General features: G+C 50.2%; 11 protein-coding genes and 1 riboswitch. Of the genes, 10 read left to right on the top strand and 1 reads right to left on the bottom strand.

The window, feature by feature from the left end:
• Nucleotides 1–36: 36 nt before the first annotated feature.
• The gene (locus tag AC6ESP_RS11525; protein WP_497096869.1) at nt 37–195 is read left to right on the top strand and encodes a hypothetical protein; all 159 of its coding nucleotides are present in this window, start codon (nt 37–39) and stop codon (nt 193–195) included.
• Nucleotides 196–1,008: 813 nt separating this feature from the next.
• Complete coding sequence (locus AC6ESP_RS11520; RefSeq protein WP_497096868.1) at nt 1,009–2,349, top strand: jacalin-like lectin; 1,341 nt, start codon at nt 1,009–1,011, stop codon at nt 2,347–2,349.
• 286 nt (nt 2,350–2,635) lie between these two features.
• Here the strand turns inward: AC6ESP_RS11520 and AC6ESP_RS11515 are convergent, their stop codons facing one another.
• The gene (locus tag AC6ESP_RS11515; RefSeq protein ID WP_497096867.1) at nt 2,636–3,919 is read right to left on the bottom strand and encodes a glycoside hydrolase family 18 protein; all 1,284 of its coding nucleotides are present in this window, start codon (nt 3,917–3,919) and stop codon (nt 2,636–2,638) included.
• A gap of 384 nt (nt 3,920–4,303) precedes the next feature.
• A riboswitch (purine riboswitch) is annotated at nt 4,304–4,402 on the top strand.
• 274 nt (nt 4,403–4,676) lie between these two features.
• Here AC6ESP_RS11515 and purE point away from each other — a divergent pair.
• The 8 genes from purE (at nt 4,677) to purF (ending at nt 13,679) form a co-directional block, all read left to right on the top strand.
• Nucleotides 4,677–5,162, top strand: coding sequence for a 5-(carboxyamino)imidazole ribonucleotide mutase (gene purE / locus AC6ESP_RS11510; protein WP_497096866.1), 486 nt, complete (start codon nt 4,677–4,679; stop codon nt 5,160–5,162).
• On the top strand, nt 5,159–6,322 hold the full coding sequence (gene purK, locus AC6ESP_RS11505) for a 5-(carboxyamino)imidazole ribonucleotide synthase (RefSeq protein ID WP_497096865.1): 1,164 nt from the start codon (nt 5,159–5,161) through the stop codon (nt 6,320–6,322). The genes purE and purK overlap by 4 nt, the downstream gene beginning before the upstream one ends.
• Before the next feature lie 8 nt (nt 6,323–6,330).
• Entirely contained in the window at nt 6,331–7,626 is a 1,296-nt protein-coding gene (purB, locus tag AC6ESP_RS11500) for an adenylosuccinate lyase (RefSeq protein WP_497096864.1), read from the top strand.
• A 17-nt stretch (nt 7,627–7,643) separates the two neighbouring features.
• Nucleotides 7,644–8,534 (top strand): phosphoribosylaminoimidazolesuccinocarboxamide synthase, encoded by an 891-nt coding sequence (locus tag AC6ESP_RS11495; protein WP_497096863.1) that lies wholly within the window; start codon nt 7,644–7,646, stop codon nt 8,532–8,534.
• A gap of 516 nt (nt 8,535–9,050) precedes the next feature.
• Nucleotides 9,051–9,293, top strand: a complete 243-nt coding sequence (gene purS / locus AC6ESP_RS11490) for a phosphoribosylformylglycinamidine synthase subunit PurS (protein ID WP_497096862.1) — start codon at nt 9,051–9,053, stop codon at nt 9,291–9,293.
• Between the two features lie 3 nt (nt 9,294–9,296).
• Complete coding sequence (gene purQ, locus AC6ESP_RS11485; protein ID WP_497096861.1) at nt 9,297–9,992, top strand: phosphoribosylformylglycinamidine synthase subunit PurQ; 696 nt, start codon at nt 9,297–9,299, stop codon at nt 9,990–9,992.
• A complete protein-coding gene (purL, locus tag AC6ESP_RS11480; RefSeq protein ID WP_497096860.1) occupies nt 9,970–12,216 on the top strand; it encodes a phosphoribosylformylglycinamidine synthase subunit PurL in 2,247 nt (748 codons plus the stop codon). The genes purQ and purL overlap by 23 nt, the downstream gene beginning before the upstream one ends.
• A complete protein-coding gene (purF, locus tag AC6ESP_RS11475; protein ID WP_497096859.1) occupies nt 12,201–13,679 on the top strand; it encodes an amidophosphoribosyltransferase in 1,479 nt (492 codons plus the stop codon). The genes purL and purF overlap by 16 nt, the downstream gene beginning before the upstream one ends.
• The last annotated feature ends 50 nt before the right edge of the window (nt 13,680–13,729 follow it).

Below are 13,729 nucleotides of genomic sequence, written 5' to 3'. Positions count from 1 at the left end.
TGTCCTTTGTACAAAAGGCAGGGATGCTTCTTTTTTGTGTGGTGCTGGATAGATGGACTAAGTGCAGCTGATGGTGAACGTACGGTCGAATGGGGTCAGCAGATTAATATGAATCGCCTTGCATCCATCCGGATGGGAATCATGGCGTATAGCAGCGATCCGATGCTCGAAGGAGCCGCCTTCTATCCGAATTGAAGAGCAGCTTTCTCTGCCTCACATCGTAATTTCTCCAGTCATAATCTGTAACTTGGACTCATTCTAGCATGAATTCTGTCAGTTCATATTGAAAAAGATTACGACAACCAGGGTTACTATTGTGACATGAATCGGCTTTAACAATAAATTATCATACTATTCAGAAAAAAAGTGCTATTATTGCTAAAAATCAAGATTTGTTGTTAATTTTCGGAAACTATCTATCACACTGTTCGTGAAGCATGAGAGGAATAGGGGGAAGGACAAAGAAAAGCGTGAGCGCGTAATAGAGCTGCTCATCCGCACGGTGGAGCATGGCATAAGGTATGGTTCCAAAGGGGGTGATGCATCCAGGCGAGGTACCCTTCCCCCCACAATATCGACGACCAAGAACTGAAAGGGATTTATCATGAGCAGGACACGAAGACATAGGAATCGGGACTGAGACAAGATCAAGATGCTATCAGATTCCTACGCTTTAGGAAGCGGATTACATTATTGATTCGCTGCAAGGTGCGCTTACTACTTAGGTATGACATCGGCCATGGCATGATGATTTGGGCTGTAAGACAATGTCCAAGATGCGAATCGGATGAAGCATAATGTTCTAGGTGTCCATATTCACGAAATGGTAGTGTCTTGTCTGATTATTGGTACCCATACAGCTGTACCGAAGATGAGACGTACTTCGTAACTTCATAGCCATCATCGACGCTGCTCTAATCAAAGTAACGAACTCAAAGACAAATGCACGCCGGAGAAATTCAATAAAGCCACAAAATTAACCAGTAACCTGGTGAAAGGGTTGTGAAGATGAATAATCGGTTGAAGAAGCTTATGGGGTCAGGGTTGGCGTTACTACTAGTTATCGGATTTGCTCCGCAGGCGAAGCCAGTGTATGCGGAAGAGGCAGTGAGCGGCACATTCTCGGTATTATCGTACAATGTGAGCGGTCTGCCTGACATTATTTCAAGTGGGAATCCAGCTGTGAATACAGTGAAGATCAGTCCGCTGCTTAATGACTACGATATCGTGAACGTTCAGGAAGACTTTAATTATCATGCCGATCTATACTCATTAGCTAATCATGCTTACAAAACGCCGACTAGCGGCGGAGCAGCAATCGGAAGTGGACTCAATACATTGTCCAAATTTCCGTTCTCCGATTTCGTCAGGGTGAAGTGGAACAAGGCCTATGGGTTCTTCGACTCCGGCAACGATGAGCTAACGCCGAAAGGCTTTACTGCAAGCAGACATAAGCTGGAAGATGGTGTCTACGTCGATGTGTACAATCTGCACACGGATGCAGATGTTGATCCTGGATCAATGGCTGCCCGTGCAGATAATATTCGTCAGCTGTATACGTATATTGGCCAATATTCTGATGGCAATGCGGTCATCGTCTATGGTGATACGAATACAAGATATACCCGTGAGGCCGACCTCCTGGCGGAGATGACGGCAGCAACAGGCCTTACAGATGTATGGATTGAGAAGGTGCGCGGAGGCAGCATCCCGCTGCTAGGCTCTCCTGCACTAATGGATGGAACGGATAAGAATGGACCGAATTATGAGGTCGTTGATAAAGTGTTCTATCGCAGCAGCCCAGCCGTAACGCTCTCTGCAACCTCGTACCGGCTTGAAGATACGAAGTTTGTGGATGCAAGCGGCAGCCAGTTGTCCGATCATTACCCGATTCATGTCAATTTCAGCTATACCGTATCGAGTCAGTGGAAGCTGAGTGATGTATTCGGAGGTACAGGCGGGACGCCGTTCAACCAGCTAAGACATCTGCCTGCGAGCTCTCGAATAACGAAGCTGAGCCTGTATAGCGGAGCTCGGGTGGACGGTTTGAAGCTGACCTTCGACGATGGAAACACACTAAGCCAAGGCGGCACAGCCACGGAGAGCAGCATTACGCTTGCGAGTGATGAATATGTGAAGTCGGTGGAACTGCATAAGGCAGCAAGGAATGGCTCTGACCGAATCTTTTATGCCCAGTTCACTACGAACAAGGGACAGCAGCTATCTGGAGGAACGACGAAAACAGATACGATAACCTATACGGCCCCAGAAGGCTGGTATATTGCTGGGTTCTATGGAAGAGCGGCTACAGAGCTCGATCGCTTGGGAGTAATCTACAAAAAGCTTTAACGATTATATGAGTAGGATAGGAAGAAGGGTGCCGGTGAGAAGAGTGCGACGGACGCAAACTTCTCACCGGCTCTTTTGTACAGGAAAGATGGATAAAGGATGCTGATGCATCCGGAGCAGGGGGAAATAGTGACTAACATCGCTTAATTGTATTAGCAATGGTGTCTGCTGTTCTCGCAACACCGTGTTTTCTGAGAACTTAAGGCCCCGTATGGAGAGATGATGAGGGTTCCATTGATACGCTGATGATGCCGCTCAACAGCTCCGGCATAAGTCAATTGAATGGCTAGGTTGGTTTTTTGATACGGAAATTTCTGTTAAGCACAATCCAATTCTGAGGAAACGGCATGCCTAGCACCCAGTAGCTGATTCCCCTTAGCTTATATAATTTAACGATATTGTATTTGGCCTGCACGCTTCGTACATCCTCGTACCATACGCTATGCTCACGTCCCTGCTCATCATAATAGTGGAAGTAGGGAGACTGCGATTGACTGTCATATTGAATTTCCGCCCCATACCTGGCTGCAATCTGAAGCGCGTCCGTGGGACTAACTGTAGCCGCCCAGCTGTCCTCTTGACCGGTGGGAAGTGTCCAATCATAGCCGTATATCGGCATCCCCATCACAACCTTACTCGCTGGAATAACAGTAAGCGCATAATTGAGCACTTTGACGACTTCATTCAGTGGAGCTATGGCAAGCGGAGAACCACCAGGCCAGCCCCATTCATAGGTCATGAGAATGACAAAATCAACAATCCGCCCATGTGCAGCATAATCCAGCGCTTCATATAAAGTGCCCTGCTGATCCTCTGTCAGCTTAGGAGCTAGCGCTGATGATACGAGAAAGCCATAGGGGTGCAGAGTATGGACTAATTGTTGAAGAAATAGATTGTAGAGGTTCTTCTCAGCAGGATATATATATTCGAAATCAACGTTAAGAACGAGGTAGCCTTTGGCAAGCATGAGCGCCAGCAGATTGGCAATAAGCCGATTCCGCAGCTCCGCATCGGTTAGAATCGCATGCGCCAGCTCGGAGCTGAACCCATCGCTTTCGAAGTTCGTTATAACCATCATGGGTGCTGCATGCTTCTGATAGGCAGCTTGGATGAGCGCATGATCATCAAGGGCGGTCAGCGAGCCGTCTCTGCCGACTTGATAGCTGAATGGACTGAGGTAGGTTAAGGATCCGCCTATATCTGCGACTAGAGCTGCACCCTCGCGGCTGAACATCTCCGTATAGCCATTCACTTCAATGAATGGTTTGAAGGGCTGGGGGATCTGCAGGATTTGACCAGGTCTAATGAGAGCTGGATTGTGAATATGATTGACCCTAGCGAGCTCCTGCAGCGTAGCGCCATATCTCTGGGCGATGGAATATATGGTTTCTCCGGGAGCTACACTATGATGAACAGCTTGAATTGGAATGATGAGGGGCTGCCCGACAACCAGATTGCCGGTATGGACTGGAGCTATGCTGTTGGCGGCTAGAATAGGGTCTACCTCTATTTGATATTGCTGTGCCAGACGCCATATGGTGTCACCTCTTCGCACAGTATGGATTATCATCTTCGGACCACCCCTCTTTTTCCGTCCCTTACGATTAATCTATTCAGCATGTAGAGGGAACTTAACTCAAAGTGGTCCTATTATTCGGGTACTCCTGCTTTTGAGCGTAGGTCATGGCCTTAACCAACTAAGAAGGTAGGGAAAGATGGTTATTCACTTAAGCGATTAGAGGCAGATTTTTGAACTTGAACGATTACGTTAATCCGTTAAAGGAATACAGCAAGAATCTACATTTTTAAACGAGCTGAGGTGTTATTTGGTTACAGGATGGTGCAGAGACGAACTTTTTTCAAATGATGTCAATTAAATGTTCGTATTTTATTCTTCTTTCATTGACAGTTATGAGGGGATTGGATAAACTAGAATAGGTTAAGGCGGAAGCTTCCGCCGCAATAGCTTAACACTCGTATATCCTCGGGGTTGGCCCGAAAGTTTCTACCCGAAAACCATATTTTTCGGACTACGAGCAAGCATGATGGAATGATATGACAGGTTGCCCTTCGGGGCAGCCTTGTGTTGTCTTCACTTCTGCAATTCAGAGAAGCGAGGCTGCACGCATACTGGTACACATTCCATCTTATGCAACGCATTTGTTCGTCCGCTCTCTGGACAACAGTCTTGCGTTTCTGCTCGAGTCCGAAGCAATCGTATGATATCTCTTCTACGTTGCTACCCGGGCTTTTTTCTGTTGGAGGACAGGCGGGCTTGACCACCTAGAGGACATTCACATTTTATAGATGAAAGAAGGTTTGAGCGCATGTCTGCGAAAGTAGGCGTCATCATGGGCAGTAAGTCTGACTGGGATACAATGAAACTGGCCTGCGACGTATTGGAAGAGCTGCAAATTCCTTATGAGAAAAAGGTTGTCTCCGCTCACCGTACACCTGACTTAATGTTCGAATATGCGGAATCAGCGGCAGAGCGTGGACTTAAGGTCATTATCGCGGGGGCGGGCGGAGCTGCGCATCTTCCCGGCATGGTAGCTGCAAAGACGCTATTGCCGGTTATTGGCGTTCCTGTTAAGTCCTCGAGTCTCAGCGGTCTGGATTCACTCTTGTCTATTGTACAGATGCCAGGCGGCATTCCGGTTGCTACGGTTGCAATTGGCAATGCAGGAGGCACGAACGCTGGACTGCTTGCTGCGCAAATGCTCGGTGCGTTCGATCCTGAAGTGCAAGCCAGAGTAGAAGCTCGCAGGGAGCGGATTAAGCAGGAAGTGCTGGAAAGCAGTGAAACGTTATGACGGCTGAGTTGGACAAGCAGCTGCTTCCCGGCAGTACGATTGGTATTCTCGGAGGCGGACAGCTTGGCAGAATGATGGCACAGGCAGGCAGCGCGATGGGCTATCGCTTCGTGGCGCTCGACCCAACACCAGATGCGCCTTGTGGACAAGTGGCAGAGCAGATCGTAGCTGCTTATGACAATCATGATGCAGCTAGACAGCTCGCACAGCGTGCAGACGTTATCACGTACGAGTTCGAGAACGTGGATGCCGATGTAGCCGCTATGCTGATGGCGGAATCCTACGTTCCGCAAGGCAGCGAGCTGCTATATACGACGCAGCATCGGCTGCGCGAGAAGCGGGCGATTGAGGCGGCAGGCGTGAAGGTTGCTCCTTATAGCGAGATTCGCAGCAGCGACGAGCTTCGGGCAGCGGCAGAGCGATTCGGGCTGCCATGCGTGCTTAAGACGGCGACTGGCGGCTATGACGGCAAAGGCCAGTGGGTGCTTCGCAGCTTCGATGAGATTGATGAAGCTTATGATACCCTCAGCCGTGCTGGAACAGAGCTGGTGCTGGAGCAATTCATCAAGTTCGACAAAGAATTATCCATTATTGCAGCAAGAAGCCCTCAGGGGGAGATAAAAGCGTTCCCTGCTGCGGAAAATATTCATATCGATAACATTCTTCATCTATCGATCGTTCCTGCTCGTATCGCTGCAAGCGTACAGCGGGAGGCTGAGCAGCTCGCAATTCAAATTGCGGAAGGGCTTGGTGTAGTCGGCCTGATTGCAGTGGAGCTGTTCTTAACGGCGGATGGAGAGCTGTTCGTGAACGAGCTGGCTCCTCGTCCGCATAATAGCGGGCACTATACGATGGAGGCCTGCCGGACCTCGCAGTTCGAGCAGCATGTGAGAGCGATATGCAACCTGCCTCTTGGTAATACCGAGCTGCTGACGCCAGTCGTTATGGTTAATGTGCTGGGACAGCATGTCCAGCCGCTGCTGACTAGAATGGCAGTCCGTGATGAAGCCGCGGATCGTCTGGGTGCTGCGCCTAAGATTCACCTGTACGGCAAGAAGGACGCTGTACACAAACGGAAGATGGGGCATGTGAATGTGCTGGCTGACAATGTAGACGCTGCTCTGCAGTGGATAGAAGAAACAACTATTTGGAAGGTGTGAACAGAAGCATGTTAGAGCGTTACAGTAGACCCGAGATGAGAGCAATCTGGACGGAAGAGAATAAATTCAAAGCTTGGCTGGAGGTTGAGCTATGCTCCTGCGAGGCTTGGTCCGAGCTAGGCGTTATTCCGAAGGAAGACGTAGAGGAGCTGCGCAAGGGTGCAAGCTTCAACATCGACCGCATTTATGAAATCGAGCTGGAGACGCGTCATGACGTTATTGCTTTCACACGTGCGGTTTCCGAGACTGTAGGACCTGAGCGCAAATGGGTGCACTACGGCCTGACTTCAACTGACGTTGTAGATACAGCTACGGGCTACTTGCTGCTGCAAGCGAATGCCATTCTCAAAAAAGACATCGAGCGCTTCATCGCAATTCTTCGCGAGAAGGCGATTCAATATAAAGATACAGCTATGATGGGCCGTACGCATGGCGTTCATGCGGAGCCGACGACATTCGGTCTCAAGATGGCACTATGGCATGAAGAAATGAAGCGCAACCTCGAGAGATTCGAGCACGCTTCGAACAATGTACAATTCGGTAAAATTTCCGGTGCTGTCGGCACTTACGCGAACATCGATCCTTTCGTAGAGGAATTCGTATGCAAGAAGCTCGGCATTACGGCAGCTCCAATCTCGACACAAACGCTGCAGCGTGACCGTCACGCGGAATACATGGCGACTATTGCTCTGGTAGCATCCTCGCTTGATAAGTTCGCAACTGAAATTCGCGCTCTGCAGAAGAGTGAATTCCGTGAAGTGGAAGAGCCGTTCGCGAAGGGCCAGAAGGGTTCATCGGCTATGCCGCATAAGCGTAATCCGATTGGCTGCGAGAATATCTCCGGCTTGTCCCGCGTTATTCGCGGACATATGCTGACGGCTTACGAGAACGTTCCGCTGTGGCATGAGCGCGACATCAGCCATTCCTCCGCAGAACGTGTCATCCTGCCGGATGCAACGATGCTGCTGAACTACATGCTGAATCGCCTGGGCAACATCATCAACAACCTGCAAGTGTTCCCAGAGAATATGAAACGCAACATGCAGCGCACGTTCGGCGTACCGTTCTCCGGCCGCGTTCTGACGAAGCTGATTGATAAAGGGCTCAGCCGTGAGCAGGCGTACGATACGGTTCAACCACGTGCGATGCAGGCTTGGGAAGAGCAGCGCCAATTCCGTGATATTGTGGAGTCAACACCGGAAATTACGAGCCTGCTGTCGGCTGAAGAAATTGATGATTGCTTCAATCCATCATGGCATCTGAAGCATGTGGATACGATCTTCACGCGTCTTGGACTTAACTAAGGGGGATTGGAACTAGGATGACTGCACAATCGCAAGCTTTGTCCACAGCTGCCGAATATATCAAAGCGCCGCTGCTGTACAAAGGGAAAGTACGTGAGCTATACGATCTTGGCGAGCATTACCTGATCGTCGTAACGGACCGGATCTCGGCATTCGACTACGTCCTCGACCCAGCGGTGCCAGAGAAGGGCAATGTCCTCAACAGGCTGTCGGCCTACTGGTTCGAGATGACGGCTGCTCTTGGTCCTAACCATGTCGTGCATACCGATGTGGAGAAGCTCGGAGCTATCATTACTGCGCCGGAGCTGCTGAAGGATCGGATTATGGTGACACGCAAAGCGGAACGCATAGACATTGAATGCGTGGTGCGCGGCTATATCACTGGCGGCGGTTGGAGACAATATCAACAGACGTCTGCGATCAACGGCATTGAGCTGCCAGCTGGCATGCGCAAGAATGAGCGGTTCCCGGAGCCGATCTTCACGCCTGCGGCGAAGAACGATGTTGGTCATGATGAGGATATCCCGTTCGAGCGGATGCAGGAGCTGGTAGGCGCTGAGCTTGCGGAAGAGCTTCGCGATCGCAGTATTAAGCTGTATGAGTTCGCTCATGCTTATTGCGCAGAGCGCGGCATCATCCTAGCCGATTGCAAATTCGAATTCGGTCTGATTGACGGTAAGGTTATTCTGATCGACGAAATCTTCACCCCTGACTCCTCGCGCTTCTGGGCGGAGAGCAATTATGCGCTGGATATCGAGATCGACAGCATGGATAAAGAGCCGGTTCGCACTTATCTGCTTGGTTCCGACTGGGATCGTGACAGCAAGCCAGCACCGCTTCCTGAATCCGTCGTCGCTGAGACAACAGAGCGCTACCTTGATATATATCGCCGTTTAACCGGCGTATAGAGCTGCTAATCCGCTACGCTATAGGGCGAAAAACAGTCTTAAAGCGGACGGTATTGTAACCGTGAATGGGAATAAGGCGGAAAACAGCCTTAAGCATGCGGCTAAGACGCAGCAAGCGAAGGAAAAAGCCGCTATAAGGCGGATAACAGCCTTAAATTGTACGAAGTTGCTGCTGGAATTAAGAATAAGGCGAAAAAAAGCCTTATTCTTGGACTCCTAAGCAGCGAAAAAGGCAGCAAGGTGCTGCGAACGAAGTAAGCAAGCCATGGTTCACATGCTTCACCGCTCACCCGGGGAAGGCTTTTGAATAGAGGAAAATGGAAAGCAAGGGAGCAAGGGGTATCTGACGGAGAGCGTCAGCGCTCGCCTTTGATCCAGGGAAATCACCTTATGTAGGTGTAATCAGATTTCCCTGGATCAACAGCGACGGAGTCAGATACTCCTGCGACCAAGCGACCGAGACATTTTCCACCATTCAACTCTTATCCGGAAAACTCACATTCTCAGGAGGCCACTATGAAAGCAATCGTCTACGTCACTATTAAAGAAAATGTATTGGATCCACAAGGTACAGCCGTTCAAGGCGCACTGCACACCATGGGCTTTAACGAAGTGGATAAGCTTCGCATTGGCAAATACCTTGAGCTGCAGCTTGACACGACTGACCGCGCTGAAGCAGAAGCACGCGTCAAAGCGATGTGCGAGAAGCTTCTCGCGAATACGGTTGTTGAAGATTACCGTTTTGAGCTGGAGGGATAACCGATGAAATTTGCAGTAATTGTATTTCCCGGTTCCAACTGTGATATTGACTGCTACAAGGCGGTAGAAGATACGATTGGCGAGCAAGTCGATTATGTGTGGCATACGGCAACGGATCTGTCCGGCTATGATGCGATTCTAGTGCCAGGTGGCTTCTCTTATGGCGACTACCTGCGCTGCGGCGCTATTGCCCGGTTCGCTCCTGTTATGAATGAAGTGATCAAAGCGGCAAATGAAGGCAAGTTCGTGCTTGGCATTTGCAACGGGTTCCAAATCTTGACGGAAGCTGGCCTGCTGCCAGGTGCGCTTATCCGCAACAACAGCCTGAAGTTCCGTTGTCATCAATCCCCTCTTGAAGTGGTTAGCAACAAAACAGCGTTCACGAATCAATATACACCAGGCGAGATCATCAATATTCCTATCGCTCATGGCGAAGGCAACTACTATTGCGACGACGAGACGCTTGCGAAGCTTGAAGCGAATGATCAGATCGTATTCCGTTATGCAGGAGACTCGAACCCGAACGGTTCAGTAGGCAATATCGCGGGAATTACGAATGAGCTTGGCAATGTAGTAGGCATGATGCCGCATCCAGAGCGTGCGATTGATCAATTGCTTGGATCGGAAGACGGCAAACGGATGTTTACATCGATTTTGAATGCATGGAGGGAACAACATGGCGCAGCAGTTAACAGCTAAGGAACCAACAGCGGAGCAAATCGCGGATCAGCGCATTTACACGCAATTCGGTGTTACAGATTATGAATTTGAGCTTATTTGCGGACATCTCGGTCGTAAGCCTAATTACACTGAAATCGGTGTATTCAGCGTTATGTGGTCAGAGCACTGCTCATACAAAAACTCCAAGCCGATTCTTAAGAAGTTCCCTATTACAGGACCACGCGTTCTGATGGGACCTGGCGAAGGCGCAGGCATCGTGGATATCGGCGATAATCAAGCGGTTGTATTCAAAATCGAGTCCCATAACCATCCTTCCGCCGTTGAGCCTTACCAAGGCGCTGCAACTGGTGTAGGCGGCATTATCCGCGATATTTTCTCAATGGGAGCACGTCCAGTCGCACTGCTGAACAGCTTGCGCTTCGGCAACCTGGAGAATGACCGCGTCAAATATTTGTTCGAGCATGTCGTTAGCGGTATCGCAGGCTATGGTAACTGTATCGGCATTCCAACAGTTGCTGGTGAGGTAATGTTCGATGACAGCTATGAAGGCAATCCACTCGTTAATGCGATGTGCGTAGGCTTGATCGATCATGACAAAATCCAGCGCGGTGTAGCCAAAGGTGTTGGCAACCCGGTATTCTATGTGGGCCCAGCTACAGGTCGCGACGGTATTCACGGTGCGACGTTCGCATCGGTTGAGCTGTCCGAGGAATCGGAAGAGAACCGTACAGCGGTACAAGTAGGCGACCCATTCATGGAGAAGCTGGTTATGGAAGCAACGCTTGAGCTGATCGATTCCGGCATTGTGCTTGGTATTCAAGATATGGGCGCAGCTGGTCTTACATGCTCTAGTGCAGAGATGGCTTCCAAAGCAGGCAACGGCCTTGAGCTGTACCTGGATGAAGTGCCACAGCGTGAGACAGACATGACTCCTTATGAGATGATGCTGTCTGAGTCGCAAGAGCGTATGCTGTTCGTCGTTGAACCGCAGCATGAAGCGCAAGCGAAGGAGATTTTTGAACGTTGGGGCATTATCTGTGCGAAGGTCGGCAAAGTAACGGATGATGGACGTCTGCGCTTGTTCCACAAAGGCGAAGAAGTGGCTGACATGCCGGTTACAGCGCTTGTTGATGAGTGTCCAGTCTATGAGAAGCCATCGCAAGAGCCTGCTTACTATGGTGAGAATGCTGCTGTTGATACAGCGGCTTTCCCTGAGATCACAGATTTGACTGGCGCTTTGGAGAAAGTTCTGGCATCACCTACTGTGGCAAGCAAAGAGTGGGTCTACAACCAGTATGATTACATGGTTCGTACATCCACTGCTGTACAACCGGGCTCCGATGCTGCTGTCGTGACGATTCGCGGTACGCGCAAAGGTCTTGCGATGACCACGGATTGCAACGGTCGTTATGTATACCTCGATCCAGAAGTAGGCGGACGGATCGCTGTTGCTGAAGCGGCTCGCAATATCGTATGCTCCGGTGCTGAACCACTAGCGATTACAGATAACCTGAACTTCGGTAACCCAGAGAAGCCAGAAGTGTTCTGGCAGATCGAGAAAGCGGCTGACGGCATGTCAGAAGCCTGCCGTGTGCTTGATACACCGGTAATCGGCGGTAACGTAAGCTTGTACAATGAGAATGCCAAAGGCGCCATCTACCCAACGCCAGTAATCGGTATGGTTGGTTTGGTGCATGATATAGATCATATTACGACGCAAGGCTTCAAGTCAGAAGGAGACGTTATTATTCTAGTTGGCGAGACGAAGCCGGAGTTCGGCGGCAGCGAGCTGCTGTACGTATTGAATGGCTCAGCGACTGGTCGTCCTCCAGAGATTGATCTTGCAGTTGAGAAAAAAATGCTTGGAACTGTGCTGAGCGCTATTCAACAAGGATTGGTTGCATCTGCGCATGACTTGTCTGAAGGCGGCCTTGCGGTTGCTCTTGCAGAATCCAGCATTAGCGGCGGCGGCCTTGGTGCAGTAGTGAACGTGACTACGGACCTTCGTCCAGACCATGTATTGTTCAGTGAATCGCAATCGCGTATTCTGCTCTCCGCGAAGCCGGAGCAAGCAGCTGCGCTGCAAGCATTGCTGAGCGAGCAAGGTGTAGTGAATACGGTAATTGGTAAGGTAGAGGGCAGCAGCCTGACCGTTAACATTAATGGCAAAGCCGGTATTCAGGCGCCGGTACAACAACTGGAGAAGGTCTGGAAGGATGCGATTCCATGTCTGATGAAATAAACCATCTGCGACTGTGGACGGGTAGTCATTATAACGAAGGTATCGGCCGTGACGATATTTTTGATAAATTGCGTGAGGAGTGCGGTGTGTTCGGGGTCTTCAATGTCCCGAACGCTTCGTCTTTATCCTACTATGGCCTACATGCTCTGCAGCATAGAGGTGAGGAAAGCGCCGGAATTTGCACAGTTGATACGACTGAAGGCAACCGATTCGCTTATCACCGCGGCATGGGACTTGTGAAGGAAGTATTCGATAAAGATCGGATCTCTTCCTTGACGGGTGACCGCTCGATCGGACACGTCCGTTATTCCACCGCGGGGGAGAGCAAGCTTGCGAATGCGCAGCCGCTTATTTTCCGCTATCGGGATGGCGATCTGGCTGTGGCGACGAACGGTAACATTGTGAACGCTCCGGAAATTCGCAAAGAGCTGGAGAGCCAAGGCTCGATCTTCCAGACCTCCAGTGATACCGAGGTTATTGCGCATCTTATCGCTCGTTCTCCGAAGGATTTCGAGACAGCAGCGAAGGAAGCCTTGCAGCGCATTATTGGCGGCTTTGCCTTCCTCATTATGACGAATGACAAGCTGCTCGTTGCTTCAGATCCGAACGGACTACGTCCGCTTGTGATGGGCAAAATCGGCGACGGCTATGTGTTCTCCTCCGAGTCCTGCGCATTCGAATCGATCGGTGCAGAATATGTGCGCGATGTTCAGCCAGGCGAGCTGCTGTATCTCGACAAAGACGGCATGCGCGAGGATCGTTATGCAGAAGTGACGCGCCGGGCAACCTGTGCGATGGAATATATTTATTTTGCAAGACCAGACAGCGATATTAATACAATCAATATTCACTCTGCACGCAAACGGATGGGTAAGCAGCTGGCGATGGAATCCTTCGTCGATGCAGATATCGTAACGGGCGTACCGGATTCAAGTATCTCAGCAGCTATCGGCTATGCGGAGCAGACGGGAATTCCTTACGAGCTTGGCCTGATCAAAAATAAATATACCGGACGGACCTTCATCCAGCCTTCGCAGGAGCTTCGTGAGCAGGGCGTTAAGATGAAGCTGTCCGCCGTTCGCAAGGTCGTTGAAGGCAAGCGGGTCGTGATGATCGATGACTCCATTGTTCGCGGCACGACGTCGCGTAGGATCGTCAACATGCTGCGTGAAGCTGGAGCGACTGAGGTTCATGTGCGGATTACATCGCCGCCTTTCAAGAACCCTTGCTACTATGGTATCGATACCCCTGACCGTAAGGAGCTGATTGCTTCCTCCAGAACGGTTCAGGAAATATGCGATATGATTAATGCGGACTCTTTATTCTTCCTCAGCAATGATGGCTTCGTGGATTCAGTAGGCGGCAATGACGGGGCTTATAACCGCGGTATGTGTCTAGCTTGCTTCGACAACGATTACCCAACGCCTGTTGATGAAGAATCGGATAAGAGCTGCAGCTGTTAATAGAATGCCCGCTGACAGGAATACTAGCGGTAATGATAAAAAGGGGTTGA

This window comes from Paenibacillus xinjiangensis, assembly GCF_059686975.1.
This window is presented reverse-complemented; position numbering and strand designations above follow the sequence as displayed.

Excerpts from the sequence above, each read along its gene's own strand:
- purK (WP_497096865.1), top strand. The coding sequence starts at position 5,159 with ATGACGGCTGAGTTGGACAAGCAGCTGCTTCCCGGCAGTACGATTGGT.
- purE (WP_497096866.1), top strand. The coding sequence starts at position 4,677 with ATGTCTGCGAAAGTAGGCGTCATCATGGGCAGTAAGTCTGACTGGGAT.
- purL (WP_497096860.1), top strand. The coding sequence starts at position 9,970 with ATGGCGCAGCAGTTAACAGCTAAGGAACCAACAGCGGAGCAAATCGCG.
- AC6ESP_RS11495 (WP_497096863.1), top strand. The coding sequence starts at position 7,644 with ATGACTGCACAATCGCAAGCTTTGTCCACAGCTGCCGAATATATCAAA.
- purB (WP_497096864.1), top strand. The coding sequence starts at position 6,331 with ATGTTAGAGCGTTACAGTAGACCCGAGATGAGAGCAATCTGGACGGAA.
- purF (WP_497096859.1), top strand. The coding sequence starts at position 12,201 with ATGTCTGATGAAATAAACCATCTGCGACTGTGGACGGGTAGTCATTAT.
- AC6ESP_RS11515 (WP_497096867.1), bottom strand. The coding sequence starts at position 3,919 with ATGATAATCCATACTGTGCGAAGAGGTGACACCATATGGCGTCTGGCA.
- AC6ESP_RS11520 (WP_497096868.1), top strand. The coding sequence starts at position 1,009 with ATGAATAATCGGTTGAAGAAGCTTATGGGGTCAGGGTTGGCGTTACTA.
- purS (WP_497096862.1), top strand. The coding sequence starts at position 9,051 with ATGAAAGCAATCGTCTACGTCACTATTAAAGAAAATGTATTGGATCCA.
- purQ (WP_497096861.1), top strand. The coding sequence starts at position 9,297 with ATGAAATTTGCAGTAATTGTATTTCCCGGTTCCAACTGTGATATTGAC.